28 protein-coding genes are annotated in these 26,795 nt (G+C 69.1%); 17 read left to right on the top strand and 11 right to left on the bottom strand.

What is annotated here, in order from left to right:
- The first annotated feature begins 71 nt into the window (after nucleotides 1–71).
- The 8 genes from AB0M24_RS00540 (at nucleotide 72) to AB0M24_RS00505 (ending at nucleotide 6,880) form a co-directional block, all read left to right on the top strand.
- The gene (locus AB0M24_RS00540; protein WP_363758744.1) at nucleotides 72–392 is read left to right on the top strand and encodes a hypothetical protein; all 321 of its coding nucleotides are present in this window, start codon (nucleotides 72–74) and stop codon (nucleotides 390–392) included.
- The gene (locus AB0M24_RS00535; RefSeq protein ID WP_363758741.1) at nucleotides 389–898 is read left to right on the top strand and encodes a YceI family protein; all 510 of its coding nucleotides are present in this window, start codon (nucleotides 389–391) and stop codon (nucleotides 896–898) included. Before AB0M24_RS00540 ends, AB0M24_RS00535 begins: the two co-directional genes overlap by 4 nt.
- Nucleotides 899–907: 9 nt before the next feature.
- Nucleotides 908–1,708: an IclR family transcriptional regulator C-terminal domain-containing protein gene (locus AB0M24_RS00530; RefSeq protein WP_363758738.1), complete on the top strand. Its 801-nt coding sequence runs from the start codon at nucleotides 908–910 to the stop codon at nucleotides 1,706–1,708.
- A 76-nt stretch (nucleotides 1,709–1,784) separates the two neighbouring features.
- The gene (locus tag AB0M24_RS00525) at nucleotides 1,785–3,212 is read left to right on the top strand and encodes an amidohydrolase family protein (RefSeq protein ID WP_363758735.1); all 1,428 of its coding nucleotides are present in this window, start codon (nucleotides 1,785–1,787) and stop codon (nucleotides 3,210–3,212) included.
- On the top strand, nucleotides 3,212–4,345 hold the full coding sequence (locus AB0M24_RS00520) for a CoA transferase (protein ID WP_363758732.1): 1,134 nt from the start codon (nucleotides 3,212–3,214) through the stop codon (nucleotides 4,343–4,345). The genes AB0M24_RS00525 and AB0M24_RS00520 overlap by 1 nt, the downstream gene beginning before the upstream one ends.
- Nucleotides 4,338–5,105, top strand: coding sequence for a citryl-CoA lyase (locus AB0M24_RS00515; protein WP_363758729.1), 768 nt, complete (start codon nucleotides 4,338–4,340; stop codon nucleotides 5,103–5,105). The genes AB0M24_RS00520 and AB0M24_RS00515 overlap by 8 nt, the downstream gene beginning before the upstream one ends.
- Before the next feature lie 3 nt (nucleotides 5,106–5,108).
- A complete protein-coding gene (locus AB0M24_RS00510) occupies nucleotides 5,109–5,975 on the top strand; it encodes a dioxygenase (RefSeq protein WP_363758726.1) in 867 nt (288 codons plus the stop codon).
- A complete protein-coding gene (locus AB0M24_RS00505; protein ID WP_363758723.1) occupies nucleotides 5,960–6,880 on the top strand; it encodes a zinc-binding alcohol dehydrogenase family protein in 921 nt (306 codons plus the stop codon). The genes AB0M24_RS00510 and AB0M24_RS00505 overlap by 16 nt, the downstream gene beginning before the upstream one ends.
- On the opposite strand, the gene AB0M24_RS00500 is transcribed toward AB0M24_RS00505, so the two are convergent.
- The 5 genes from AB0M24_RS00500 to AB0M24_RS00480 form a co-directional block, all read right to left on the bottom strand.
- Nucleotides 6,877–7,875: a hypothetical protein gene (locus AB0M24_RS00500; protein ID WP_363758720.1), complete on the bottom strand. Its 999-nt coding sequence runs from the start codon at nucleotides 7,873–7,875 to the stop codon at nucleotides 6,877–6,879. The genes AB0M24_RS00505 and AB0M24_RS00500 overlap by 4 nt on opposite strands.
- 64 nt (nucleotides 7,876–7,939) lie before the next feature.
- Nucleotides 7,940–8,458 (bottom strand): hypothetical protein, encoded by a 519-nt coding sequence (locus AB0M24_RS00495; RefSeq protein WP_363758717.1) that lies wholly within the window; start codon nucleotides 8,456–8,458, stop codon nucleotides 7,940–7,942.
- The gene (locus tag AB0M24_RS00490) at nucleotides 8,451–9,542 is read right to left on the bottom strand and encodes a hypothetical protein (RefSeq protein ID WP_363758714.1); all 1,092 of its coding nucleotides are present in this window, start codon (nucleotides 9,540–9,542) and stop codon (nucleotides 8,451–8,453) included. Before AB0M24_RS00490 ends, AB0M24_RS00495 begins: the two co-directional genes overlap by 8 nt.
- A gap of 10 nt (nucleotides 9,543–9,552) precedes the next feature.
- The gene (locus AB0M24_RS00485) at nucleotides 9,553–9,942 is read right to left on the bottom strand and encodes a FixH family protein (protein ID WP_363758711.1); all 390 of its coding nucleotides are present in this window, start codon (nucleotides 9,940–9,942) and stop codon (nucleotides 9,553–9,555) included.
- Complete coding sequence (locus AB0M24_RS00480; RefSeq protein ID WP_363758708.1) at nucleotides 9,939–11,270, bottom strand: hypothetical protein; 1,332 nt, start codon at nucleotides 11,268–11,270, stop codon at nucleotides 9,939–9,941. The genes AB0M24_RS00485 and AB0M24_RS00480 overlap by 4 nt, the downstream gene beginning before the upstream one ends.
- A 135-nt stretch (nucleotides 11,271–11,405) precedes the next feature.
- On the opposite strand from AB0M24_RS00480, the gene AB0M24_RS00475 reads away from it, so the two are divergent.
- From AB0M24_RS00475 to AB0M24_RS00465, 3 genes are read left to right on the top strand one after another with little or no spacing between them, the layout of a single operon-like run.
- Nucleotides 11,406–12,542, top strand: a complete 1,137-nt coding sequence (locus AB0M24_RS00475; RefSeq protein ID WP_363758705.1) for a histidine kinase — start codon at nucleotides 11,406–11,408, stop codon at nucleotides 12,540–12,542.
- Nucleotides 12,539–13,192, top strand: a complete 654-nt coding sequence (locus tag AB0M24_RS00470; RefSeq protein WP_363758702.1) for a response regulator transcription factor — start codon at nucleotides 12,539–12,541, stop codon at nucleotides 13,190–13,192. The genes AB0M24_RS00475 and AB0M24_RS00470 overlap by 4 nt, the downstream gene beginning before the upstream one ends.
- An 11-nt stretch (nucleotides 13,193–13,203) precedes the next feature.
- Nucleotides 13,204–13,497 carry a nucleoside triphosphate pyrophosphohydrolase gene (locus AB0M24_RS00465; protein ID WP_363758699.1) on the top strand — a complete coding sequence of 98 codons (294 nt, stop codon included), beginning with the start codon at nucleotides 13,204–13,206 and terminating at the stop codon, nucleotides 13,495–13,497.
- Here AB0M24_RS00465 and AB0M24_RS00460 read toward each other — a convergent pair.
- Together AB0M24_RS00460 and AB0M24_RS00455 are read right to left on the bottom strand one after the other, a co-directional pair.
- The gene (locus AB0M24_RS00460) at nucleotides 13,490–14,743 is read right to left on the bottom strand and encodes a prenyltransferase/squalene oxidase repeat-containing protein (RefSeq protein ID WP_363758696.1); all 1,254 of its coding nucleotides are present in this window, start codon (nucleotides 14,741–14,743) and stop codon (nucleotides 13,490–13,492) included. The genes AB0M24_RS00465 and AB0M24_RS00460 overlap by 8 nt on opposite strands.
- A 10-nt stretch (nucleotides 14,744–14,753) precedes the next feature.
- Nucleotides 14,754–15,392 carry a class I SAM-dependent methyltransferase gene (locus AB0M24_RS00455; RefSeq protein WP_363758693.1) on the bottom strand — a complete coding sequence of 213 codons (639 nt, stop codon included), beginning with the start codon at nucleotides 15,390–15,392 and terminating at the stop codon, nucleotides 14,754–14,756.
- A 70-nt stretch (nucleotides 15,393–15,462) separates the two neighbouring features.
- On the opposite strand from AB0M24_RS00455, the gene AB0M24_RS00450 reads away from it, so the two are divergent.
- Entirely contained in the window at nucleotides 15,463–16,581 is a 1,119-nt protein-coding gene (locus tag AB0M24_RS00450; protein ID WP_363758690.1) for an aminotransferase class V-fold PLP-dependent enzyme, read from the top strand.
- A complete protein-coding gene (locus tag AB0M24_RS00445) occupies nucleotides 16,575–17,201 on the top strand; it encodes an HIT domain-containing protein (protein WP_363758687.1) in 627 nt (208 codons plus the stop codon). Before AB0M24_RS00450 ends, AB0M24_RS00445 begins: the two co-directional genes overlap by 7 nt.
- Here the strand turns inward: AB0M24_RS00445 and AB0M24_RS00440 are convergent.
- The 3 genes from AB0M24_RS00440 to AB0M24_RS00430 are packed head-to-tail and all read right to left on the bottom strand — an operon-like array spanning nucleotide 17,182 to nucleotide 20,445.
- Nucleotides 17,182–18,687: a glycosyltransferase family 39 protein gene (locus AB0M24_RS00440; RefSeq protein ID WP_363758684.1), complete on the bottom strand. Its 1,506-nt coding sequence runs from the start codon at nucleotides 18,685–18,687 to the stop codon at nucleotides 17,182–17,184. The two genes, AB0M24_RS00445 and AB0M24_RS00440, sit on opposite strands and share 20 nt — an antisense overlap.
- Before the next feature lie 28 nt (nucleotides 18,688–18,715).
- Nucleotides 18,716–19,864, bottom strand: a complete 1,149-nt coding sequence (locus AB0M24_RS00435; protein ID WP_363758681.1) for a PrsW family intramembrane metalloprotease — start codon at nucleotides 19,862–19,864, stop codon at nucleotides 18,716–18,718.
- A complete protein-coding gene (locus AB0M24_RS00430) occupies nucleotides 19,861–20,445 on the bottom strand; it encodes a hypothetical protein (RefSeq protein WP_363758678.1) in 585 nt (194 codons plus the stop codon). Before AB0M24_RS00430 ends, AB0M24_RS00435 begins: the two co-directional genes overlap by 4 nt.
- 97 nt (nucleotides 20,446–20,542) lie before the next feature.
- Here AB0M24_RS00430 and AB0M24_RS00425 point away from each other — a divergent pair, with 97 nt between their 5' ends.
- Both AB0M24_RS00425 and AB0M24_RS00420 read left to right on the top strand, forming a co-directional pair.
- Nucleotides 20,543–21,622 (top strand): dihydrodipicolinate reductase, encoded by a 1,080-nt coding sequence (locus tag AB0M24_RS00425; protein WP_363758675.1) that lies wholly within the window; start codon nucleotides 20,543–20,545, stop codon nucleotides 21,620–21,622.
- On the top strand, nucleotides 21,619–22,101 hold the full coding sequence (locus AB0M24_RS00420) for a carboxymuconolactone decarboxylase family protein (protein WP_363758672.1): 483 nt from the start codon (nucleotides 21,619–21,621) through the stop codon (nucleotides 22,099–22,101). Before AB0M24_RS00425 ends, AB0M24_RS00420 begins: the two co-directional genes overlap by 4 nt.
- On the opposite strand, the gene AB0M24_RS00415 is transcribed toward AB0M24_RS00420, so the two are convergent.
- A complete protein-coding gene (locus tag AB0M24_RS00415) occupies nucleotides 22,098–23,705 on the bottom strand; it encodes a GMC oxidoreductase (RefSeq protein ID WP_363761522.1) in 1,608 nt (535 codons plus the stop codon). The genes AB0M24_RS00420 and AB0M24_RS00415 overlap by 4 nt on opposite strands.
- 313 nt (nucleotides 23,706–24,018) lie before the next feature.
- Here AB0M24_RS00415 and AB0M24_RS00410 point away from each other — a divergent pair, with 313 nt between their 5' ends.
- Nucleotides 24,019–25,419 carry an alpha/beta fold hydrolase gene (locus tag AB0M24_RS00410; RefSeq protein WP_363758669.1) on the top strand — a complete coding sequence of 467 codons (1,401 nt, stop codon included), beginning with the start codon at nucleotides 24,019–24,021 and terminating at the stop codon, nucleotides 25,417–25,419.
- A complete protein-coding gene (dinB, locus tag AB0M24_RS00405) occupies nucleotides 25,410–26,600 on the top strand; it encodes a DNA polymerase IV (RefSeq protein ID WP_363758666.1) in 1,191 nt (396 codons plus the stop codon). The genes AB0M24_RS00410 and dinB overlap by 10 nt, the downstream gene beginning before the upstream one ends.
- Nucleotides 26,601–26,795 lie beyond the last annotated feature (195 nt).

The following is a 26,795-nucleotide window of genomic DNA, read 5'->3' as shown; positions in this document are numbered from 1 at the left end:
CTCCGTGCTGGCACGGATCCGCCGCGGGCCCGCCTCGCCAAGACTTCGTGACAACACGAAGGAGGCACACCATGTACGCCCAGCTCACCTACTTCGACCGGCCCCGTGGCCCCGAGCAGCTGGCCGCCGAGGACTTCGCGAACAACGAGCGGATCAAGCCCCTCGCGCTGGCCGTGCCGGGCAACATCAGGACCTACGTGCTGCGCCGCGACGACGGCTGCGAGGTCGTCGTGTCGATCGCGGAGACCGAGCAGGCACTCGTCGACACGCAGAAGGCGATCATGAGCAGCACGCTGCTGCCCGGCGAGGACCCCGCGCTGCTGATCGGCCCGGACCGGGTCGAGATCTACCCCGTGCACGAGGTTTTCGAGCAGGCGGAGGCACTGTCATGACCGCCGTAGCGACGCTCGCCGCCGGTGTGTGGCAGGCGGATCTCACGCGCACCTCCGCGTCGTTCCAGGTCGGCAACCTGGGCCGCAAGGCGCACGGCACCGTGCCCGTCACGGCCGGGTCCGTCGAGATCGGAGAGGACGGGCAGCTCACCGGCGTGCACGGGACGCTCGACCTCGGCGCCATCGACACCGGGATCGCCAAGCGCGACCAGGACCTGCGCAAACCCGGCCTGCTCGACCTCGACCGGCATCCGACGATGACGTTCACGGCCACGTCGTGCCGGCCCGCGCCGAACGGGTGGGAGGTCACCGGGACGCTCCAGGCCCGTGGCACGTCCACCGAACTCAGCGGCGTCGTCGAGCTCTCCACCGCGGACGGCGAGACGGTGATGACGGCGACCGCGCGGCTGGACCGCAGGACGCTCGGCATCAAGGCACCGCGGTTCCTGATCGGCGCGTTCGTCGACATCACCGTGACAGCCGTGATCCGGACAGGTGTCCGTTAGTCTGGGGACATGCCCCGTCCTGACACCGGCCCCGACTTCATCGAGGCGCTCGCCCGCGGGCTGGACGTGATTCGCGCGTTCCAGCCCCGGCGCCCGGTGATGGGGCTGAGCGAGGTCGCGGCGGCCACCGGGCTGGCGCGCCCCACCGCACGGCGCATCCTGCTCACGCTCGTCGAACTGGGCTACGCGCGGCAGGACGAGAACGGCTTCGCGCTCACACCGAGAGTGCTCGAACTGGGCGTGGCCTACGTGCGGTCGACCGGGTTGTGGGAGGTCGCGCGGCCGCACATGGAACGACTCGGCGCCCGCACCAACGAGTCCGTGTCGATCGCCCAGCTCGACGGGTCGGACATCGTCTACGTCGCACGGGTCGCGGTGCCGAAGATCGTCACGCTGTCCGTGCAGATCGGCACCAAGTTCCCCGCTCTGCAGACGTCGCTGGGCAAGGTCCAGCTCGCCGCACTGCCCGCGGACGAGCTGGAAGCGGTCCTCGCTCAGCCGACGCGATCCGGTCTCACCCCGCGCTGGCAGCCCGAGAAAGCCGAAAGGGACGCCGAGCTGCGGGACGTCCGGGCCCGCGGGTGGGCGATGACCGACCAGCAGCTCGCACCGGGCATCCGGTCCGTCGCGGCACCGCTCAGAGACGGCGACGGCAAGGTCGTCGCCGGCCTCAACGTCAACTGCCACGCGGCCGAGACGTCGATCGAGGTCCTGGTCGAGCACCACCTGCCGTTGCTGCTGCAGGCCGCGGGCGACATCAGCGCCGACTTCGCCCGCCTCGAGACGGTTCCGCACGTCGTTGTCGCCTGACCGGGGTTGACGCCCGACCGGGAAAGGTTGAGGATTCAACGGACACTTGTCCGCATGCCGGTCGAGGAGGTCCCCGATGGTCGGCGAACGACGTCCAGTTGTCCTGCGGAACGGCACAGTCCTCACCTTGAACAGCGCCCACGACGTGCTGGTCGACCACGACGTCCTCGTCGTGGACGACCGGATCTCCGCGATCGGCCCGCGCCTGCAGGTCCCCGAAGGCACCGAAGAGGTCGACGCGTCGAACGGCCTCGTCATGCCCGGCATGATCGACACCCATCGGCACATGTGGCAGACCGCGATGCGCGGCTACGGCGCCGACTGGACCCTGACGCAGTACTTCGTCTGGTACTACCTGGAGTGGGGCAAGGTCTTCCGGCCGGAGGACATCCACGCCGGCAACCTCCTCGCCGCGGCCGAAGCCCTCGACGCCGGTGTCACCACCACGGTCGACTGGTCGCACGGCCTGCAGACGACCGACCACGCCGAAGCCGCCGTCGCCGCGCTGCGCACCGTGCCCGGCCGGTTCGTGCTGGCGTACGGGAACATCCAGGACTCCCCCGCCTCCTGGACGGCCAAGCCCGAGTTCCTCGACTTCGTGCGACGCCTGCCGAGCGACGACATGCTCGGCTTCCAGCTGGCGTTCGACGTCACCGGCGACCCGTCGTTCCCGGAGAAGCCCGCCTTCGAGGTCGCCCGTGACCTGGGCGTGGCCGTCACCACGCACGCCGGCGTGTGGGGCGCGACGAACGACGACGGCATCAAGCTCATGCACGACAACGGTTTCATGACACCACAGTCGATCTACGTGCACGCCGCGACGTTGTCCGCCGACTCGTACCACCGCATCGCCGCGACCGGCGGCTCGATCTCCGTGTCGACCGAGAGCGAGCAGAGCGCGGGCCAGGGCTATCCGCCCACCTGGGCGATCCGCGCGCACGGCATCCCGGTGTCGCTCTCGATGGACACGTCGGTGTGGTGGAGCGGCGACCTGTTCTCCGCCATGCGCACCACGCTCGGCGCCGACCGCGCACGTGAGCACATGTCCGCGCACGCGCAGAACGACACCGTCACGCATTCGGCGCTCAGAGCCGAGCACGTGGTCGAGTGGGCGACCGTCGGCGGCGCGAAGGCGTTGGGACGCGACGACCTCGGCAGCCTCGAAGTGGGCAAGAAGGCCGACATCGTGCTGCTGCGCAACGAGAACTCGCCCGCCATGTTCCCGATCCTCAACCCGTACGGGCATGTCGCGTTCCAGGCGCAACGGTCCGATGTGGACACGGTGATCGTCAACGGCAGGATCGTGAAGCGCGACCACCGGCTCGTGGGCGTCGACCTGCAAGCGATCCGGAACCAGGTCGAGCAGACCGTCGAGCACCTGCGCAAGCAGCTCGGCGACGAGGCGTGGGAGAAGGGCATGAACCCGGACATCCCCGAGTCGAAGGTGCTGGACAACCCCTACACCTACACCGAGTACCGCGGCGACACCCGGACGTCCGTCTGATGGGCCCACTCGAAGGCCTGCTCGTGGCCGACTTCTCGCGCGTGCTGGCAGGCCCGTACGCGACCATGCTGCTCGCCGACATGGGCGCGTCGGTCGTGAAAGTCGAAGGCCCCCAGGGAGACGAGACCCGCACGTGGATGCCGCCCGTGCGGGACGACGTCTCGACCTACTACCTCGGCATCAACCGCGGCAAACGATCCATCGCACTCGACCTGCGCGACGAGCACGACGCAACGCTGGCCCGCGAGCTGGCGAAGCGCGCGGACATCGTGATCGAGAACTTCAAACCGGGCGGCCTGGCCAAGTACGGGCTCGACTACCCCGCCGTCAGCTCGTCGAACGCCGGGGTGATCTACGCGTCGATCACCGGATTCGGTGCGGGAGAAGGAAAGCACGTCCCCGGCTACGACCTGATGGTGCAGGCGATCTCCGGGCTGATGAGCCTCACCGGCGATCCGGACGGGCCGCCGTACCGCGCGGGCATCTCCGTTTTCGACGTCATGGCCGGCAACCACGCGGTGATCGGCATCCTCGCGGCACTGCGCCACCGCGACGCCACCGGCCAGGGTCAGCTCGTCGAGGTCAACCTGCTCTCCTCGGCGTTGACGGGCCTGGTGAACCACAGCTCGGCGTTCGTCGCGGGCGGGGTCGTGCCGTACCGGATGGGCAACGCGCATCCCAGCGTGTTCCCGTACGAGCCGCTGCCCACCGCCGACAACGACCTGATCGTCGCGGCGGCCAACGACGGCCAGTTCCGCAAGCTGTGCGAGGTGCTCGGGTTGGACGACGTCCCGGACGACCCGCGGTTCGCGCGCAACGCCGACCGCACCCGCAACCGCGAGGAACTGCGGCCGCTGCTGGAGGAACGGCTGCGGACCCGTGGCGCGGTCGAGTGGTTCGACCTGCTCGTCGCGGCCGGGGTGCCGTGCGGGCCGATCAACACGATCGACGGCGGGTTCGCGATGGCGGAACGGTTCGGGCTCGACCCGATCGTCGAGGTCGGTGGGATGCCGACGACGCGGCACCCGATCCGGTTCTCGGAGACACCCGCGGTCTACGCGCTGCCGCCGCCGGGGTTGGACGAGCACGGGGAGGAACTTCGCGCCTGGCTGAAGGAGGATCTGCGTGGCTGACGCCTACGAGACCGCGCTCGGCGCGTCCACTCCCGACACGATCACCCTCCTCGGCCAGGACCTCGCCAACGACGTGATGGGCAACGTCGGCTTCGGCGAGCTCGCGTTCTGGCTCGCCACCCAGCGCCTGCCGACGACCGGCGAGACCAGGCTGTTCGAGGCGGTCCTGGCCGCGCTCGCCGACCACGGTTTCACCCCGACCGCGATCGTCACCCGTCTCACCTACCTCTCCGCGCCCGACTCGGTCCAGGGCGCGCTCGCGGCGGGGCTGCTCGGCGGCGGCTCGCGGTTCCTCGGCGTCACGGAGGACTGCGGCCGGTTCCTGCACGACGTCGTCAGCACCGTCGAACCACCGGTCGACTGGGACGAGCTGGCGCTGAAAACCCTTCAATCGCAAGGCAAAGCCCGGATCCCCGGACTCGGCCACCACGTGCACAAGAACGGCGACCCGCGCACGCCACGGCTGTTCCAGATCGCCGAGGAGGAGGGCCTGACCGGTCCGCACCTGGAGCTGTTCAAGGCGATCGGCCGCGTCCACCCGCAGGTGCTCGGCAAGACCCTGCCGCTCAACGGCGCCGGCACGTGCGGCGCGGTGCTGGCGGACCTCGGCCTGCCGCTGGAGCTCCTGCGCGGCTTCGCGTTGCTCGCCCGCACCGCCGGGTTGATCGGCCAGCTCGCCGAGGAGCTGCGCAACCCCGTCGCCAACCAGATCTTCCTGTCCGTCGACTCGAACACGCGCTCCGTCGCACCGGAGGAATGAGCAATGCAGCTCGTCACCGAGGACAACATCACCGAACTGGCGCAGCAGCGCTGGGCCACCGCCAAGGACCCGCGCACCGCCCAGCTGATCACCGCGCTCGTCCGGCACCTGCACGACTTCGCCCGCGAGGTCAGGCTCACCGAACCCGAGTGGATGGCCGCGATCCAGTGGCTCACCGCCACCGGCCAGATCAGCGACGAGAAGCGCGAGGAGTTCATCCTCGCCTCGGACGTCCTCGGCCTGAGCATGCTGGTCGTGCAGATGAACCACCGTTTCGACGCCGCGGCCACACCGGCCACGGTGCTCGGCCCGTTCCACATCGACGGCTCCCCCGAGCTGGACTTCGGTGGCGACATGTCCGACGACGTCGCCGGAACTCCGCTCTACATAACGGGAACCGTCCGGTCGCTCGACGGCACCCCGCTGCCCGCCGTCCTCGACGTCTGGCAGGCCGACGCCGACGGTGCCTACGAGGCCCAGCTCGCGGACGTCGACGAAGCCAGGCTGCGCGCCAAGTACCGCGCACGACCCGATGGTTCCTACTGCGTGCGCACGATCGCGCCGAAGGGCTACTCGATCCCGATGGACGGCCCGGTCGGCGATCTCATCAGCCAGACCGAGATCAGCCACTTCCGCCCGGCGCACGTCCACTTCCTGGTCACCGCCGACGACCACGAACCGCTGATCACGCACCTGTTCGAGGAAGGCGCCGAGTACCTCGACAGCGACGTCGTCTTCGGCACCAAGCAGGAGCTCGTCGTCGCCTTCGAACAACACGACCCCGGCCCCACCCCGGACGGCGGCACGAGCGAAACGCCGTGGCTCGAAGCCCGCTACGACTTCGTCCTGCAACCGTGCGCGCCGCACTGATCACCCAGCTCGGCGAGCCGCCTGCCGCAGCCGAGCAGAGCAAGCCCGCCGTGCTCACCGACCACGTGGTCGTCGACGTCCTCGCCGCCCCGATCACCCCGCTCGACCTGTTGTGCGCCACGGGAACCTCGTACTTCGGCTCCCCTGCCACGCCCTACGTCCCTGGTGTGCAGGGCATCGGCACGGTCGGCGGCCGCGCGGTCTGGTTCCCCACCACCGCCGGCATGACCGCGGGCAACGGCAGCATGGCAGAGAAGGCGTTGGTACGGCAGGAAGATCTGGTCTTCCTGCCGGACGACGTACCCCCGGTCGAGATGGCCGCGCTCGGACTCTCCGCGGTCGCCGCGCACATGGCGCTGACGTGGCGTGGTGAGCTCAAGCCGGGCGAAACCGTGATCGTGCTGGGCTGCGGCGCGGTCGGCCAGTCCGCGATCCAGCTCGCCCGTGCGGCAGGCGCCGGACGTGTCGTAGCAGCGGCACGTTCCGAGAAGGGCCGCGAACGTGCCGCACGCGCGGGCGCCGACACGGTGATCTCACTCGAACCCAGCGAGTTCGTCGGCATCGAGGCAGATCTCCTGCTGGATCCGCTCTTCGGCGCCCCGGCCGCGGCTGCCGCGCAGACACTGCGACCGGGCGGACGGTGGGTGAACCTCGGCGGATCAGCCGACGAGACCTGCCCGATCACGTCGTCCACCTTGCGCAGCCGATCTCTGCGACTTTCGGGCTACACCAACAACGAGCTCACCGCGCACCAACGCGCAGAGGCCATCTCGACGGTCGCTCACCTGGCCGCGCGAGGCGCGCTGGCCGTCGACCACGAGGTCGTCCGGCTCGCCGAGGTGACCAACGCGTGGCGCCGTCAAGCAGAAGGCGCCACGCGCGGCCGAATAGTGCTGGTTCCCTAGCGGCAGATCCAGCGCGCTGCCTTCGTCCCGGCGATCCCGGCGATCACGCCGCTCTCCCCGACAGCCTCCGCCGACCCCGAGGTGACGCCCTGCGGCAACGGCAGCGCGCCCACGAGCGTGGTGCCCTGCCACACGACCGCGGTGTAGTTCCCGTCCTTGAGATAGCCGACCGAGCGCCCGTCCTGGTTCGCCGCCTCGACCACCCCGTTGCCGGAGAACCGTTCCACCACACCGGTCGACTCGGTCCACAGCCACGAACCGACGTCCTCGCCGTAGGGGCTGCTGAAGATCACGCCGTCCCTGGTGAGCGCACGCGGGTCGACCGAAGACCCCAGGTCCGGCAGCTTCTTGGCGAGAGCGCCTCCGCGCCACAACGACGCGCCGTCCCAGGAGTCGACCAGCACGGTGCCGTCCTCACCGAGCGCGATCCCGTTGATGCCCGGCAACTCGATGATGTCGGGTGCGTGGCCGTCCGCGTGCCACACCACGAGCCCGCCCCAGCTCGACGTCCCGGCCGGCTGCACACGACCGAGCACGTCACCCCGGTCGTTGATGTCCTCCACGCCCCACACCTGGTACCCGGCGGGCGTCGGCAGCTCGCGGTAGCCGGCCCCCGGTGAGTGCGTCATGGCGACGGTGGTGCCGTCCGTGCGGTCGACGCTGGCCGCGACCACCCCGGAGGCGTTGGCCGCCCGCGTCACGAACTTCTTGGCTCCTTCCGGCCTCGGCACGATCTGCATGCCGTCCGCGGTCCACCGCGCGAGCGTGTGGTCGTCGCGGTTCGGCGAGTAGAAGCCCGAGACGTTGCCCCACCGGTCCACACCGGTGATGCGCAGGCTGCTCCAGTCCGCGCCGTTCTGAACCGGCAGGTACTCGACTGTGCAGTCCGCGGCGGCCGAGGCCGCCGGTGCGAGCAGAGTGGTCACGACCGTCGCCGCGGCGATCGAAACGAGCGCGCGACGAGACAACGAGATGATGCGCAAAGTGCCCCCCATCGGAGTCCCCAATCTCCTTGCGGCACTATGCCCGGCTGCGATCACTCTGCGCCACCGAATGTGATCAAGCCGTGGTGGTGCGGGTCCGCCTCCACGCGATGACGATGAACGCGATCAGCCCGAACAACGGAATCGTGCTGATGGCCCATGACAACCCCATCGGCGGCCCTGGTTGTTCCATCACCTGGAGGTTCTTCAGTTCGCCGGACGCCGGACCGGACGGCCCGTCGATGTCGAACTTGAACGTCCACGTGCCGGGCTCCGGCAGTGCCTCGATGTCCAGGCCCCACACCTCGCGCTTGCGGGGATGGCGCGCCAGCGGGGAGTCCGACATCAGCTCCGCGCCGTAGAGCATCGTCAGCGTGCCCTTCTTGTCCGCGATGCCGTCCTCCGGCACGAACGTGAAGTCCAGTGACTGCATGGCTTTCACCGGCCACGTGCTGAAGCCGATCGTCAGGTTGTAGGGCCCCGCCTGGACTTTCTCGGTGTGGACGACGTTCACCGGCTCGAAGGCGAGCGCCGGGGTGGCGAGTCCGAGCAGCAGCGCGGCCGTGCCCAGCAGTCCCAGCAACGTCTTACGCATGGCTGTTCTCCTTTGCCGGCGCGAGAGTGCGCAGCATGTGACCGAAGCGGCGGCCGAGCAGTGCGGCGACAGCACCGAACGCCGCGGCGAGCACGATCGTGGCGAAGTACCGGGAGTTCGCGTTGAAGGGCGCTCCGTAGGTGATTACGCGCTGCAGTGGCGCGCAGGCCGCGATCATCGCGCCACCGACCGCGCCGGGGATCCACGCGGGCAGCTTGTGCATCAGCTCCACGGCCACCGCGACGAAGATCAGGCACATCGGGATCATGTTGGGCATTCCCGGGATGCCGTCGGTGTAGTCGCGCAACGGCAAGCCGGTCGCGCTGGCGTAGACCTCCGCCGCCCACGGCGAGAACCACCAGAAGACGGCCTGCAGCACCGCGACCGCCACACCGACGGCGAGTGTGCCGCCACGGCGGTTCAGGGCGTGACCGGCCATGAAGAGGATCATCACCGAGAAGAACGCCGTCCCGACGGACACCGGGTTGACCAGCCCACCGGGCACCGCGCGCAGGCCGAGCGAGGTCACCATGCTGAACACCAGCAGCGCGGCGGCGGCCACGACGGCGCCGTACGTGCCCCAGCGCTGGTCACGTGCCACCGCGAAGACCATGACCGCACCGACCATGGTGATCGAGATCGACAGCAGCAGGCCGATGTGCGGCGGCGAGTCGATCACCGCGTCGAACCCGTACAGTCCGTGCCACCACTGGTCCCACAGGCCGTAGACGAGGAACAGCGCCGCGCCGGTGCCGGAGATCAGGTAGCCGACGGGCGCGGAGAACGTGCGGCCGAAGACACCGACCGCGCGACCCCCGACGATCGGGTCGATGTCCTTGTCGCGCTTGGCCGAAGCCGTCGTCAGCAGCACGACGACGAGGCTCGCCAGGCCCGAGATCGCGCTGCCCGCGTACAGGAACAGGTGCGGCATCGTGAAGAACGTGTCCGGCCCGACGTCCGAATGCCACTGGATGTCCCAGGTCAGGCCGATCAGCGAAAGCAGGGTACCGCCGAGCACCAGGCTCGCCGGGACCAAACCCCTGGGCACCGACCTCGTGGCCGGTGCGACCGCCGTGATGTCCACAGATCCCCCTTCAGGTGAGCAGCAGCGGGATGACGACCCGCTCCGCGCTGAGTGACACGGTGATTTCCCATTGCCCCGGCATGTTCAGGCCGACGTCACCGACCTGGTAGTGACCGGGTTCGAGCGGCCCCGCGGTGATCGGCGCGATCGCGTGGCCCATCTGCGGCATCGCGGGTTCGACGACGACCTCGTTGCCCTGTGCGGGTTTTCCCGCACGATCGGTGATCCGCAGGTCGAACGAGTTGACACCGCTCTTCGTGCTCGCGGGCGTGAGTACGAACCGCAGCTGCGCGCTCTCGGCCAGATGTGGTTGCGCCTCAACGGTTCGAGGCCACACGACGAACAACACGCCCACCGCCGCGACGACCACCGCCAAGCCGATCAGGACGTAACGCCTCACTTCTGCCCAACCCCCTTCGACGGCACCTCGACGACCGTCGGCACGGTGACGATCGAGTAGTCGCGTTCGACCTGGATCCACACGAGGTACTTGCCCGGCAACGGGAACGAGTAGGTGAACGGCACTTGAGGCCCGTACGCGGCGACACTCTCGTCCGGCTTGTCGGGCATGCCCGGCGTCGGCGGGATCATCGAGTGCACGTGCGCCCAGATCGGCGCGTCCACCGGGCTGCCGGTGACCGGGCCGACGACGATCATGTGCCCGAGCATGCCGAGCCACGGCTGCAGATCGCGCTCTCCGAACCCGGCCGTGATCGTGCTCGGCCTGCCCGCTTCCCGGATCTCCGTGGCCAGCGAGGCTTTTCCGTCGTTCTGCACTGCGGCACCTCCGGAAACGTCGACCTGGGACCGGAGCAGCTGCACTCCCCCGCCCCGCCGGGCGATCTCCGCGGCGATGGCGTGCGTGCCCTGTTCGGGAGCCTGGAGACGGGCCCGGTACTCGCCCGGCGCCGTGCGAATCGGGTGCAGATGCCTCAGGTTTCCCGACGGCGACACGACCACGAGATGCACGAACGCGCTGTCGTGCACCAGAAGGTCGTCCACAGGCCGACCGGACGACCCGTCGGTGAGGCTGAGCACGAGATCCTGGCCGTTCATGCTCGGCACGAGGTTCACCGGCGGCCGCGAGAAGTCCACTATGGACGTTCGCTGCCACGGATCGTTCACGTTGTCGAACGTCGGATCCAGCTGCGTACCCGGCGCCGCTACCGGTGGGATGCTCGGCGACAGCAACGCCGCCGTAGCCGCCACCGCGATCGCGGCGACCATGCCGGTGGTGGGAACCAGCGCGAGACCTGGCCGTCCGAAAACCGCGAACAGCAACGCCAGGAACAACAACACGCCCGCCGCGATGAACCCGCCGTAGGTCGCGTTCTCCCACGGCGACGCCACCAGCGCGGGCACGACGAACGGAATCGTCGCCTCGTCGACCGCGAGCTCCCACGGACCGGGCCGGTCGACCTGGACAACCCCCGAGTAGAACCCGGGCTTCTCGCCGAGAACGACCTTCGCCGCGCTCGAAGCAGCACCCGCCGCCCGCGCGGTCAGCACGACCTCTCCCGGAGGCGACCCCGCGTGCGTCACCACGTCGACGTGCACCGGCCCCGGCACCTCCGCGACCCGCCGGATGATCACCGTGAGGTCGCGGTCGCCGAGCGTCTGCGCCACGTGCAGGTCGGCACCGGACTGGGCGCCGTCGGCCAGCGCCGGTGCCACGATCCCCAGAATCGCCCCCAGCGCCAGCAGCAAGATCACACCACTTCGCTTCATCGTGATCGAAGCTAGGGTCATTCGCTCCCGAATACGTCCCTGCGCAGTCGGAAACCGGGTCCCCCGCGCGGGGGACTGCCGACCCCGGCGAAGTAGGACGTGCTCAGGGTCGCGATGCGGCAAGATTCCGAAGCGATGTACCCGATCAAGCTGTCACTGAAGCACCAGTCGTGGCTGGTCGCGGCCACGTGCATGGTCGCGGACGGCGGCTTCGTGCTGCTCAACCGCTGCGAGCCGTGGCAGACCGCGGTCGTGCTCGCGATGACGCTGGCGGTGAACGCGTTGCTGGCCGGTCCCGCGCGGTCGGCCGGCTGGGTCGCGGCACTGCAGGCGGCCGTCCCGTTGATCGTCCTGGCCACCATCGGCGACCGGATCCACGCCAACGAGGCGGGCCTGCTGATCGCGGGTTATCGCGCCGGAGCCTGGTTGCGCGGCATCGAGGCGTGGTCGTCGCTCGCCGTGCTCGCCGCGAGCGCGTTCGTCTGCCCCTACGCGATGGGCACGGACGTGCTCAGGTCGTCGCTCGTGGTCGCGAAGATCGCCGTGCTGCCGTTCCTGGTCGGCCGCTACACCACCGCCCGCCGCGCCTACCTGGCCGAGCTGGAGAAGCGTTCCGCGATGGAGCAGGCGGACGCGCAGGCGGCGGTCACCAAGGCGATCACCGAGGAACGCAGTGCGATCGCCCGCGACCTGCACGACGTGATCGTGCACCACGTGAGCGCGATCGGTGTGCACGCCGGGGCGGCGCGGTTGAGCCTCCCCAACGGCGACACGAAGCTGGCGGGATCGCTGCGGTCCGTCGAGACGTCCAGCCGCGCGGCCATGGTCGACCTGCGGCACCTGCTCGACCTGCTGCACGGCGACAGGTCCGAGGGCACCCGCCAACCCGGCCTGGACAACCTCGACGAGCTCTTCGACGGAGTGCGTGCGGCAGGAACGCCGGCCCGGCTGGAAGTGCGGGGGCAGCACCGTTCCGTGCCGGACTCGCTGGACATCACCGTCTACCGGATCATCCAGGAGATGCTGACGAACGCCCTGCGGCACGGCGACTCGTCCGGCGTGACCGTGACCCTGCGGTACGAACCGGACTCGCTGACGATCACCGCCGCGAACGGCACGGGTTCCGGCAACGGCCACAACGGGTCCGTGCGGCGCGGCCTGGTCGGCATCCGCAACCGCGCCGGCATGTTCGCGGGCACGACGCAGTCCGGTCTCGAACCGGACGGGCGGACGTGGCGCACCGCCGTCACGTTCCCGCTGGAGGTGTCATGACGCTGACCGTGCTGCTCGCGGACGACCACGCGATGCTCAGATCGGGTCTGCGCGCGATCTTCGAGACGCAGCCCGACCTGCACTGCGTGGCCGAGGTCGGCGACGGCCGCGCCGCGGTGTCCGAGGTCGCGCGGCTGCGTCCGGACGTGGCGGTGCTCGACATCCGGATGCCCAAGCTGGACGGCCTCGGCGCGACCGAGATGATCCTGTCCGATCCCGCGAACCGCACCAAGATCCTCCTGCTCACGACCTACGACAGCGACGAGTACGTCTACCGGGCGCTCAACGCCGGTGCCAGCGGGTTCCTGCTGAAGTCGTTGCCGCCGGAGGAACTGATCTCGGCGGTCCGGGTGGCGGCCCGCGGCGACGCGCTGATCGACCCGTCCGTGACGCAACGGCTGATCGCCCGGTTCGCGGTGAGCCTCGCCCCTCCGCCGACGCCGCCCGAGCTCGACCTGCTGACCGCGCGCGAACGGGAAGTGCTGCACCTGGTCGCGGAAGCCTTCAGCAACGCCGAGATCGCCGCGCGGCTGCACGTCGGCGACGAGACGGTGAAAACGCACGTGTCTCGCGTGCTGGCCAAGCTGGGGTTGCGCGATCGGGTGCACGCCGTCGCCTACGCGCACATCAACGGGCTGATGCGCCGGTAGGGTCACCGGCCATGCCGAAGCTGGTGCGCGACAGGATTCCCGAGATCATCCGCGCGAACGGGGAGGAGCCCGTCACGGAGATCGCCGACGCCGAGCGCTACCACGAGCTCCTGCGGGACAAGCTGTCCGAGGAGGTGGCGGAGTTCCTGGAGTCCGGTGAGGTCGAGGAACTGGCCGACGTCCTGGAGGTCCTGCACGCCCTCGCCCGTGCCGCCGGGGTCACGCCTTCCGAGCTGGAGCGCATCCGCGCGAAGAAAGCCGCCGAACGCGGTGGGTTCGCCGGCCGGATCGTGCTGATCACCTAGTCCGCAGCCAGGTCTGCTGCGCCACGAACGTCACCAGCGGCAGGATCAGGCTGAGCCCGAAGTCCTTCCACTCGATCCACTGCAGCAACGACAGCGGCACCCCGACCAGCACCGCGAGGATCAGCAACGCCGACGCCCACCACTTCCGCACGACCTCCCGCACCACGTCCCCGCGCCGACTGCGGGAGAGTTGCGCGTACGTGACCCCGCGCGGCCGCACCACGACGCCGGGACCGAGCGCGACGTTCGCACCGGTCACGTCGGGGATCCGCAGGCGCTGCACGGCCTGCAGCGCCTCGATCGCCGGCACGAGCGACCAGATCGAGATCTCGGCGGACCCTTCGACGTTGCGCCAATGCCCCTTGTCCAGCTGGAGTCGCAGCAACGCGTCGATCGCCGCGGCGGCCATCGGGTGCGGGCCGTCCGGGTGGCGCAGCAGGGCGAGCGCGGCCATCGGCAGCCCGTAGTGCGGCATGGTCGCCTGCCACTGCACCCCGGTGACCTTGTCGTGGACGTTGTAGTACTCGATGCGGGCGTCCGGGTCGTCGATCCGGGTGAGGTCGAGGTTGCCGACCAGCCACGTGTACGCGCGCCGGACGCGGTCGGGTTCCAGCCGCGGCGCGACCTCGCCGATGGTGATCAGCGCGACTGCGGTGTGGTTGATCGTGGCCGGGCGTCCCGGGTTCTGCGGGAAGCCGTGGCCGTCGACCTGCGCGGCCAGCAGCCAGTCGAGTCCCTTCGCGATCGCCGGGGAACGCGGGTCGAGCCGGTTGATTCCCCGCAGCGCCAGGCAGGTCAGCCACACCTTGGACGTCGCGCCGCGCAGCGAGCCCCAGCCGCCGTCGTCGTTCTGGTTCGCGACCAGCCACCGCAACGCCGCCGTCGCATCGGGCGCGCGCGGGTCGAGCAGATACCCGGCCTCGCCCAGCATTCGCGCGACCCAGGCCGTGCACTCCAGCACCGGCGTGCCGTGACTCGTGTTGGTGGCCCATCCGCCGCTGCGGACGGGGTCGTCACCCGGCACCTGACGTGACTTCAGCAGCCCGAGGGCCTGGTCCTCGTGGGCGCTGCGTCGTCCGCTCTGGTGCAGCAGCAACAACGTGCACGCCGTCGCCGTCGGCCCGGGGCGCGGCCCGGAGAGCTGGTGGTACCAGCCGCCTACCTCGCCGTCCGCGAGGTAGCTGCGTTCCAGCAGGGAGATCGCCGAATCCAGGCCCGACCGGACTGCGTCCAAGCTGATCTCCACGGGCCCTCCGTCAGTCCGGTCGCCGCACCGCCACGGCACTGATGAAACTGTCGGTCTGATCGCCTCCCGCGTAACAGCCCCGGTACTCGCGCACGAAACGCACGTGCCAGCCGGTCAGCAGATCCGTCAGGTACTCACGGCTGAAGAAGTGCCGGACGTGCCCCTCCAGGTCGAACATGTCGGGCTCCACCAGCGAACCCCTGCCCCACAACCGGTCCGACGTCGACTTCACCGCGAACCCGAGCACCCCGCCTGGCCGGGTGATGCGCCTGATCTCCGCGAACACCCGCCGCGTGGTGCGATCGTCGAAGTAGTGCAGCGCGAGGTGCGAGTACACGCCGGCCATCTCCTCGTCCCCGAACGGCAGGGGTTCCGCCGTGTCGTGCACCAGGCCGCGCACGTTCGCGGGCAGCCGCCGCACGGCCTCCGAGGCGACGTCCAGGCCGTGCACGACGTGCCCCGCCGAGGCGATCGCCGACGCGTCGAGGCCCCGTCCGCACCCCAGCTCGACCACCGGGCCGGGTTCGAGTGCGGCGACGAACTCGGCCAGCAGATCCGCATGGCCCTCGTTGCGCTCGCTGCGCTCGGTCTCGCCGTGCCTGGCGTGCCAACGGTTCCAGTACGCGAGCCGCTCGGAGTTCGTCGGCATGGCGGACAGTCTAGGTCGGTAACGGTTCCCCGCCACTCGCGATGCACGAGGTGCGCCGAGGGGAGAAGTCATGCCGTCGCAGGTGAATCTCGACCAAGCGAGCACATCGGCCCCGAAACCCGATCTGGTGTGGGAGGCGATCCGCGACCACGTCCAACGCGGCGGCGGAAGTCCTGGCCGCGGCGGGCACAGCGCGATGCGGCGGGTCGACGCGGAGGTCGAGGACGCGCGGGCGGTGCTGGCCAGGGTGATCGGCACGTCCGATCCCGCGCGGATCTCCTTCACGGCCAACGCCACGCACGCGCTCAACACGTGCCTCAAAGGGTTCCTGCGTCCGGGTGACGACGTCGTCATCACCACGGCTCAGCACAACTCGGTGCTGCGCCCGCTCGACAAGCTGCGCAAAGCGGGCGTGATCGGCTACCGGGCCGTCGCGGACCTGACCGGACTGCGCGACGAGTTGCGTCCGAACACCCGGCTGGTCGTCGTCAACCACGCCTGCAACGTCACGGGAGCGGTGGCGCCGCTCGGCGAGATCACCGAAATGGCGCATCGTCACGGCGCGGCGGTTCTCGTCGACTGTGCGCAGAGCGCGGGAGTCCTGGATCTCGAAGCGGACCGCGACAACGTCGACATGCTCGCGTTCACGGGCCACAAGGCGCTGCTCGGCCCGTCCGGTATCGGTGGTTTGTTCCTCCGAAGACCGGACGAGGTCGACACGCTCGTCGAGGGTGGTACCGGCAGCATGTCGCACTCGTTGAACCACCCGAAGGCGATGCCGGCGAAGTTCGAGGCGGGCACGGCCAACTACCTCGGCATCGTCGCGCTCGGAGCGACCGCGGCACTCGCCCACAAACAACAGCAGGAGAACCGCACCCGAGCCCTGGCGCTGGTCGACGACGCGGTGGAGCGGCTCTCCTCGATCCCAGGTCTGCGCATCCACCATGCCCACACGGCCGAGCGCGTGCCGCTGTTCTCGTTCACGCTGGACGACTGGTATCCCGGTGAGATCGCCGCCGAGCTCGATGAACGGCACGGCATCCTCACCCGGCCCGGCCTGCAGTGCGCTCCCCTGGTCCACAAGGCACTCGGAACCTTCCCCCACGGCACGGTCCGGGTGAGCCTCGGCCACGCGACCACAGCGGACGACATCGACGCATTGGTTGCCGGGGTGAAGGAACTGTGCTGACCCCGGAGAGCTACGCGGCCATCCGCGAGTACGGCCTGCGAGATTGCGTATTCTGCGCCCCGCCACCGGAACTGGTGCTGTACAAGGGAACCACCGTCAGCGCGCTGTTCGACATATCTCCTCTCGTGCCTGGGCATCTCATCCTGCACACGAACGCGCACCACGGTTGTGTGGGAGAAGTCCCCGCGCACGAACACGATGAGCTGGTCTCGCTGCACGATCACCTGTGGCAGCAGGTGCGTTCCGCGTACGGCAAGGTCATGAGCTTCGAACACGGCCGTGCCGGACACTGCCTGCCTGGTCCCCGTGCCGACAGGTTGTGCCACCACGCGCACGTCCACGTCCTACCCGTCGACGTCGACCTCGACCCGCCGCTGCGGGCGCTCTACCCACGTGTCCCCGCGCGCACACCTGCTGACCTGGCAACGGTTTTCGACGAGTACGGCGGCTATCTGCACGTCCGCCGCGACCAGTCGTGGGCCTACCCGGCCGAGACCACCGCGCCGCACCTGTTGCGCACGCTCGTCGCGACCGCGCTGGGCCATCCCGAACGCGCGGACTGGCGCAGCCACGCCGACCTGGACGCGGTCAACGAGGCCATCACCGCCTATAGATGCTGATGGAGTGACCGACCTCGTCGATCGGCTTGCTGCTCGCGATCAAGGCCTTGAGCCGCTCGTCGGCCTTGGCGATCGCGGTGTCGGACACGACGAGCAGCCCGTGCACCTCGCTCGGCGACGCAGTGCGCGGGTCGGAAGCCTCGATGCCGTAGTACGAAGGCACGCCCGCTCCTTTGTAGACGAGCCAGATCCGTTCGCCCGGATAGCGTTCCCGCAACCGGTCCGCCAGTCTGCCGAGATCCTGTCCCCAGTCGACGTTCGAGTCGTGCAGGTACAAATGCGTTTTCGAAGGCCCGCCGAACGCTTCGTTGGAGTACGGCAGGTAGTAAGGGAACGCTCGCACTGAGGTGACAGCCACGAACGCGACGAGGCACGCCACCGCGACGTGCGCCCACCGTTGACGCACAAGGACAACAGCACCAGCGGCCACCGCGAGGAACATCGGCACGAAGATCGCGTACCGGACCCCGAGATCGCGGTTGCTGGTCATCGCCGCGACCAGCAGCACCGCCGTCGGGGCAAGCACGTACGCGGCCGCCACGCGCATCCGGCGCACCAGCACCACCGCACCGGCGACCCACAGCACCAACGCGCCCAGCGGTGACTTCACGAGCAACGCGACCGGCAGGTAGTACCAGTGCGAGCCCTCGTAGTGCGTGCCGAACAGGAAACCGCCCCACACCCGGTTCTCCATGCCGAACTGGACGCCCATCCCCTCGATGAACGGCAAGGGAAACGGCGCCAGCGGATCCACCGCGACGTAAGAGGCCCACACCACGACAACAGCAACGAACCCGACAACTCCGGCAGCCTGGAGTCGTGACCGCCGCACCGACAACACGGCCAGCACCAACACCACCGGCACCGCGGCCAGTGCACTCATCTTCGTGGCGATCGCCGCACCCAGAGCAAGTCCCGCCAGCGGCAGGTGAATCGCTCTGGATCGCGCTCTCCACAGCAACCACACCGACGTCAGCAGGAACCCGGCCGTCGGCACGTCAAGGGTCGCCAACGACCCGTGCGCGATGACGTCCGGTGAGAGCGCGTACAGGGCAACGGACACTAACCCGCCGAGGGGCCCGAAGAGATCCCGTGCGAACAGGAACACGACCAGCCCGAACAACAACGTCAGCACGATCATCGGCAACCGCGCCAACAACAACAGCTGCCCGGGATCGTTTCCCGACTCGTACAGCACGTGCCGTCCGAGCGCGGTCTGGTCGCCGACGAACGACGGGTCGAGCCGCACGTCGGCGAACACCAGCCCGGCAGCCATGATCAGCTTGCCCAGCGGCGGGTGCTCCGGGTTGTAGCGCAGGCTGTGCTGCTCGAGCTGGACCACGGCCGCGCCGACGTAGACCGGCTCGTCGATGGTCGGCGTCTGCTGCACCGCGGACGTGACCAGCGCGATCGCCATCTGCGCGAGCAGCACGACCACGATCCAGCTCGAACGCACCTGGCGGGGTGTTTCGAGCAACACACTCATGGAACGGGCGTTCCCACCCGTCAGGTTGTCATCCCCGGCGCAATCGGATCACCTCTGCTCGTGCGAAGGCGACGCGCTCGGTCTCGTGCCCGCCCGCCAGCGCCAGTTCGCGGGCCAGGTCACCGGCGCCTTCGAGCAGGTGACGCGCCCACCGCCGGTTGCCCACGAGCTTGCGGAACGCCTTGCGGTCCCTGCGCAGCCCGCTCACCGCCGCGAGCAGCGCCGGATCGACGACACCCGCCTCGGCTTCCGGCCCCAGCAGGTCGCGCACCCACATCCTTTCCTGCCTCGCCGCGTGCCGCAGGACGTAGAACAACGTCCACAGCTCCACCGCCGCGATCAGGAACGGCAGCGTGATCGACAGCAGCACCCGTCCACCCGCGATGGCCGACATGGAGTCCCACGCGAAGTGGAAGAACATCGCCGCCAGCATCGTGAGCAGCCCGCGCAGCACCTTGCGGTCGCCCGGTGTGCGGCCGAGCACCCACATCAGCCCGGCGCAGAAGATCGCGCTGAACAGGGCGTGGGAAACGATCCCGAACGCGCCGCGGAGCAGGAAGATCTGCAGCGACGAGCCGATCTGGTCGACACCGAACGACTGCGCGGCGCCGTTGTAGACGTAGAGCACGTCCTCGAACACCTGGAACCCCAGGCCGATGAACGCGCCGATGATGAACCCGTCGTACGCGCTGCGCACCAGCCGTGGCGCGAGCCCGATCAGCAGGACGAGGCCCAGAGCTTTGCTGAACTCCTCGTTGATCGGCGCGGTGAGTCCCGCGCCCCAGTCCGCGGCGAACTGCGAGCCGCCGACCTTCGCCCAGATCTCCAGCAGCGCGGAGTTGGCGGAGAGCGCGATCCAGAACGTCGCGGCCACGCCTCCCCAGAAGAAGCCGGTGGCGAGCAGCCCGCCGGGTTGCGCGGTGTAGCGGTTCTGGCGGCGCAGGAGCAGCAGCCACGGGATCAAGTAGAGCCCGAACAGCAGCACTCCACCGGTCAGCGCCGGACGGTAGAAGTCCCCGCCGGAGCCGAAGTAGCGGACCATCGCCAGCGCGCCGGCGCCGACACCCACCGCGTAGACCCAGAACGCGAGGTTGTCCGGCTGGAACAACCGGAACGGCTGCCCCCACCCGGACTGCTCGATCGCAACCAGCTGCGCGTTCTTGACCGCGGCGGTCATTTGCCCGCTCCCGGGGTGACGGAGCGCAGGAGAGCGCTCACCGTGTCCTCGTACCGCTCGAACTGGCCCGGCGCGGTCCGCACGCGCACGAGCAACGCCACGTCGTTCGACATCTTGAACGCGACCTGCAGCCCGTCCCCGCTGGGAGAACTGCTGGTCTGCGCGACGCCGACCAGTCCACCGTCGGTCGTCACGGTGCCGCGCCCGGCGCCCACCCCGGAGCTGCCCTGCGACCGCAGCACCTGGTCGAGGAACGCGCCGGCGTCACCGGGGAACGACGCCCCGCGCAGCCCGATCGTCGCGCCACCCGTCGCCAGGTCGACCTGCAGGCTCGTCGGCGACGCACCCTTCAGAGTGCCGCTCTCCAGCTGCCAGCCGACCGGCGGCACCGCGGTCGCACCGTTTCCGAGCTCGAGCACCTGGCCGGCCTTGATCTCGTTGTGCCACGGGATCGCGGCATTCACCGCGGGCAGTCCGTACGCGAGCACGAGTGCGACGGCCAGTGCGATCAACGCGGGCCGGAACGTGCGTCTGTCGAGGCCGAGGAAGCGGTGCTCCACCGGCACCCACTGCTCACTCATCACGTGATCACCTGACCACATTTCGCGGTGTCCGGCCGGATGAACCGGTCCCCGAAACGCTAGGCAACTGGAACGTGTTCTAGTTATGCTTCTCCGCATGATCGCCGCTGTGGTGTGGGGAACGGGAAACGTCGGTCGTGCCGCCATCCGGGCCGTCGAGGCCCATCCGGCACTGAAGTTGTCGGCCGTGGTCGTCAACAACCCCGAGAAGGTCGGGAAGGACGCGGGCTCGCTGGCGGGGCTCGACGTCGAACTCGGGATTTCCGCGACGAATGACATCGACGCCGTCCTGGCCGCGAGCCCCGGTGCCGTGGTGTACGCGGCGTCCGGCGACATCCGGCCGGACGACGCCCTCGCCGACATCTGCAAGGCGATCAGGGCGGGCGCGGTCGTCGTGACGCCGTCGCTCTACGCGCTCTACGACCACCGCAGCGCGCCTGCGGAATTGCGAGAACCGGTTCTAGCCGCGATCGCCGAGGGCGGCGGCTCGCTCTTCGTCTCCGGCGTCGACCCGGGCTGGGGCAACGACGTGCTGCCGTTGCTGGTCAGCGGCCTGAGCAGCGAGATCGACGCGATCCGCTGCCAGGAGATCTTCGACTACTCCACCTACGACCAGCCCGACGCGGTCCGGTGGCTGATCGGCATGGGCCAGCCGCTCGACTACCAGGCGCCGATGATCATGCCGACCGTGCCGACCATGGTGTGGGGCGGGCAGATCCGGCTGATGGCCCGCGCGCTGGGCGTGGAGATCGACGAGATCCGCGAGACCGTCGACCGACGCGCCCTGGACGCCACCGTGACCACCCGGATCATGGGTGAGTTCGAGGCGGGCACGCAGGGCGCGATCCGGTTCGAGGTGCAGGGCATCGTCGGCGGCGAACCGCTGATCGTCATCGAACACGTCACGCGCATCCACGCCTCGGCCGCTCCCGACTGGCCGATGCCGCCGTCCGGCGACGGCGCGCACAAGGTGATCATCGAGGGCCGGCCGCGCATCGAGGTCTCCGTCGAAGCGACCGACGAGGGCGAGAACCGTTCCGCGGGAGGCAATGCCACCGCGGTCGGCCGTCTGGTCAACGCGATCGACTGGCTGGTGGAGGCGTCGCCGGGCCTCTACGACGCGCTCGACATCCCGTTGCGACCGGCTCTGGGCAAGCTTGGGAGGACCGCGCGATGAACATCGACATCCCCGAGGGCAAGGACCCCATCGGCTACGTGTGGGGCGAGATGGTGCCCGGCATCGGCATCGCGGCCGCGAACTTCTCCCTGGCCGTGTACCAGCACACCACGCTCGGGCTGCGCGAGTTCGAGGCGGCGCGGCTGCGGATCGCGCAGATCAACGGCTGCATGTTCTGCCTCGACTGGCGGACCGAGCGCGACGGCCAGAAGGTCGAGGACGAGTTCCTCGACGCGGTGACCCAGTGGCGCACCACCGACGCCTTCGACGACCGCGCGCGGCTGGCCGCGGAGTACGCCGAGCGGTACGCACTGGATCACCACGGCCTCGACGAGGAGTTCTGGTCTCGCATGACCGCGCACTACAGCCAGGTGGAGATCGCGGAGCTGAGCATGTGCATCGGCTCCTGGCTCGCGTTCGGCAGGTTGAACCACGTACTGGGCCTCGACGCCATGTGCGTGCTGCCGAAGTTCGCTTAGAAGTCCGTCGCGATGATGTTCTCGACGTTGCGTTCGGCCAGCGCCGTGATCGTGACGAACGGGTTCACCGTGGTGGTGCCGGGAATCAGCGAACCGTCCATCACGTACAGACCGCTGTACCCGTGCAGGCGACCGTAGTTGTCGGTGGCCCTGTTCAGGATCGCGCCGCCGAGCGGGTGGTACGTGAGGTGGTCGCCCCAGATCTTGTACACGCCGAAGAGGTCGGTCCGGTAGATCGTCCCCTCCTTCGCGTTGATCTTGTCGAAGATGGACTTGGCGGCGTTGATGGACGTCTGCTTCCACGCCGTCTGCCAGTTCAGGTCCGCCTTGCCCGCGGCCGCGTTCCAGGTGAACTGGGCGCGGCTCGGCGTCCTGGTGATCGACAGGTAGAACGACGCGTAGGTCTCGATGCCCGTCGGCAACGGGGCCACCTCGGCGAACGCGCCGCCCGCCGCCCAGTTGTCGATGCCCGCGGTCGGGATTGACGACTGCAGCGCGCCGGTCGCGTCCCACATGTGGTTGGCGCGGCCGACCATGACGTTGCCGTTGTCGCCCCAGCCCTGGCCGATCTCGCCGTTCAGGTTCGGCAGAGCTCCAGTGGACTTGAGCTTCGTGAGCAGCTTGCTGGTGCCGACGCTGCCCGCGGCGAAGAACACCTTGGCCGCCGTGACGGACTTGGTGGCCACGACGCCGCCGGTGGTGTTGAGCTGCTCCATCGTCACGGTGTAGCCACCGGACGTGGGCGTGACCGACGTGACGCGGTGCAGCGGGGAGATCGTCACGCGGCCGGTCGCGGCGATCTTCTGGAGATAGGTCTTCTGCAGGGACTTCTTGCCGTGGTTGTTGCCGTACAGGATCTCGCCGGCCAGCGCCGACTTCGTGGCGGTGCCGGCCGCCTCCTGCTTCATGTAGTTCCAGTCGTACACGTTGGGCACGTAGACGAACGGGAAACCGGACCGCTGCGCGTGTTTGCGGCCCACCCTGGCGTACTGGTAGGCCGGGGTCGTGTCGAACCACGCCGGGTCGATCAGCGTCACGCCGAGCTCGCTGTTGGCGCGCGGGTAGTAGACGTTGTACATCTCATCGGGGTTGACCGAAGGCAGCACCTCGCCGAAGAACTCGCGCCGCGGCGTCACGGCCATGCCGCCGTTGACGAGCGACCCGCCGCCGACACCGCGTCCCTGGTAGACGGTGATGCCGCTGAACTCCTCCGCGTCCAGGATTCCCGTGTAGCGCGGGATGTCCTTGTCGATCGGGAAGCCGAGGAAGTTGCTCAGCGGCTGTTTCGTCCGTGTACGCAACCAGAACGACCGCTGGTCCGGTGTGGTGGTGTTGGCGAAGATCTTGCCGTCCGGGCCTGGCGTGTCCCAGGCCATGCCCATCTCGATCATGTGGACGTCGACGCCGGCCTGGGCGAGGCGCAGGGCTGTCACGCACCCGCCGTAGCCGGTGCCGATCACGAGGGCGGGGACGACGGCCGCGTCCGAGATCGACGCTTTCGCCGTTCCTGCCAGGCCTCCCAGGGCCACCGCCCCGAGAATAGAACCTGTTCCAGCAAGAAATGTGCGCCGTGAAGGACCTGTGGAACCGTTGTCACACTTCATTGTGTGGGCCATGTGATCTTCCTCACTCTAGCCGTATGAGAACAAGTTATACCTGCGCTCGCCAGGGGTGTCACTACCTGGGGCGTTCCGGTTCTCTCGTCCGACGGGGTGAAGCGAGTCCTGCTCGGGGCGGATCACGGGGGCGTGCCGCAGCCCTACCCCGCACTGCTCCATCGTGATCCACTTTCGGAAAGTCTTTGCACGGCAAGGGACTTTCGGCCACACCTGGACCGGTTGTCCTACCCCGGGCTGACGTGCCGACGGTCCCCTGGTCTGATGCCCGCCTACGTGCGGCTGATCCACTCTCGGCCGCATGAACATCAAGCTGGCAGGTCTGGCACTGGCCGGGCTGCTCCCGCTGTCGGTCACGGGCGTGGCTCACGCGTCCCCGTCGGTGCGGTGGGAGGAGTGCTCCCGGCCCGAGCTCCCGGTCATGAAGGGCGTGGAGTGCGGCAGGCTCTCCGTCCCCGTCGACTGGTCTCGTCCTTCAGGCAGCACCGTGGCGTTGCGCGTGTTCCGGCTCAAGGTCCCGGACAGCACGGGCACGATCCTCAACTTCCCGTCCGGTCCCGGCCAGACGGGCGATCTGAGCTTCGCGACGTTGCGCGACGCGCTCCCCCGCTACGACCTGATCGCACTGGACCCGCGTGGCGTGGGCCAGAGCAGCCCGATGACGTGCGACACCGCCCTGGCGCTCAAGATCCCTTACGTGCCACCGACCGACAGTTCCGCGTTTGACGCATTGGCGGCGAACCAATCCGCGTTCTGGAAGTCCTGCACCACCGGCGTACCCGGTCTCGACTCCCGTCTGGACGCCTACACGAACGCGCGCGACGCCGACGCGTTGCGGCAGGCGTTGGGGCTGAAGAAGATCAGCATCCACGGCTTCTCGTACGGGACGTTGACGGCCGAGCGGTACCTGGCCCGGTACGGCCGCCACGTCAACGGATCGCTGCTGGAAGGCGTGATGAACCCGGCGCAGGGCCGCACCGAGTTCGTGTCGTCCGAGGCCGCCGGCATGCAGGCGATCTTCGACCGGTTCACGCAGTGGTGCGCCGACACACCGTCGTGCGCACTCCACGGCTCCTCGCCCGCAGACGTGTTCCGCAAGGCGCAGTCCACGGCGGACCGCGTGCCCGGCACGTTGTACGGCCTCAAGTGGTCCGCCGTCACGGTCACCCGCTACTTCGAACTGGCCGGCCCTTCCGACTTCGGTCGCGTGGCGCGCGGCCTGCTGGACCTCTCGGAGGGCCGCAACCCGGTCGAGTCCGGCCCGATCGAGGAGTACCCGAAGCGCGTGCCGTACGCGGATCCCATGGTGTGCCAGGACTTCCCGCTCGGTGTCCACACCGTCGCCGAGGCGCGGAAGGACCTGGAGTCCACTCGGGCCGCTGCTCCGGTGCTCGGTTTCTCGACCAACGCCAGCAACTACAGTTCGATCTGCCTCGGCGGCCCGTCCCCGGCCGCTCACTCGTCCGCACCGGTGTCGTCACGCAGCGCACACCCGACGTTGCTGCTGAGCAACACGCTAGACCCGGCGACCCCGGTCAGCTGGGCGTCGAAGGTGGCCGAGCAACTGGGCCCGAAGGCACTGCACGTCCGCACCGACCAGGTGGGCCACGGCGGAGGCATGGACAACCCGGCCACGTTGCAGAAAGTCCGGGCCTACCTGGACTGTGCCAACCGAGTGAAGGATGCGAACATGTGTTCGTGAGCACGCCGATCCTGCACGCCGACCTGGACGCGTTCTACGCCTCGGTCGAACAGCGGGACGACCCGGGACTGCGCGGCCGCCCCGTCATCGTGGGCGGCGGCGTGGTGCTGGCCGCGAGCTACGAGGCCAAGGCGTTCGGCATCCGCACAGCGATGGGCGGCGCGAAGGCCCTGCGCCTCTGTCCACACGCGATAGTCGTACCGCCGCGGATGTCCGCCTACTCCGCCGCCAGCAAGGCCGTCTTCGAGGTCTTCCGCGACACCACCCCGCTGGTGGAGGGCCTCTCGATCGACGAAGCCTTCCTCGACGTGGGCGGTCTGCACAAGATCGTCGGCCCACCGGAGCTGATCGCGCGGCGCCTGCGAGCACAGGTGCTCGCCCAAGTAGGCCTGCCGATCACCGTGGGCGTGGCGCGCACCAAGTTCCTGGCGAAAGTCGCGAGCGCGGTGGCCAAACCCGACGGCCTCTTAGTGGTCCCGGCCGACCGCGAGCTGGAGTTCCTGCACCCCCTCCCAGTAGAGCGCCTCTGGGGCGTCGGCAAGGTCACCGCGGCCAAACTCCACACCCTCGGCCTGCGCACCGTCGGCCAGGTGGCTCGCCTCGACGAGTCCGACCTGATCTCCATCCTCGGCAAAGCCGCAGGCCGCCACCTCCACGCCCTGGCCCACAACCGCGACCCGCGCCCGGTCCAGGTCGGCAGACGCCGCCGCTCGATAGGCTCCCAACGAGCCCTGGGCCGCCGCGAACGCACCCCGGAAGACCTCGACGCCATCCTCGCCTCGCTGATAGACGGCACAACCCGCCGCCTCCGCACGGCCAACCGAGCCAGCCGAACCGTCATCCTCCGCCTGTGGTTCGCCGACTTCACCCGAGCAACCCGCTCCCACACCGTGATTCACCCGACTGCCGACACAGCATTGCTCCTGTCCACGGCCCGCCGCCTCCTCACCACCGCCCTGCCCGAGATCGCCGAACGCGGCATCACCCTGCTCGGCGTGTCTCTGACCAACCTCAGCAACGAGGACACGATCCAGCTCGTGCTCCCGTTCGACGAGGTCCAGCCCGGCGCGCTCGACGCCACCCTGGACCGCCTGAAAGACCGCTTCGGCGGCTCCTCGGTCACCCGCGCGGCGCTGCTCGGCCGCGACCCGGGCATCTCCGTCCCACTCCTGCCGGACTAGCACTTCCGTCCACTGTGGACTCGGTCGAGACCCGCTCGTGACCCGTTCGAGCATCACCCGTCCGCACCACTGACCACGAGGAAAAGCAGAGGTAAGACAGGCGCAGCGGGGCTAGACTCCCGGCGTCCGGATGGCGGTCCCGGCGCTCGGGCGTGATCGCCAGCGGATAGGATAAATCTGTGAACATCCGTCCCA

The organism is Lentzea sp. NPDC051838, assembly GCF_040681245.1.
Classification (GTDB): domain Bacteria; phylum Actinomycetota; class Actinomycetes; order Mycobacteriales; family Pseudonocardiaceae; genus Lentzea.
Note: the sequence above shows the minus strand (reverse complement) of the source record. Positions and strands in the feature narration are given on the sequence as shown.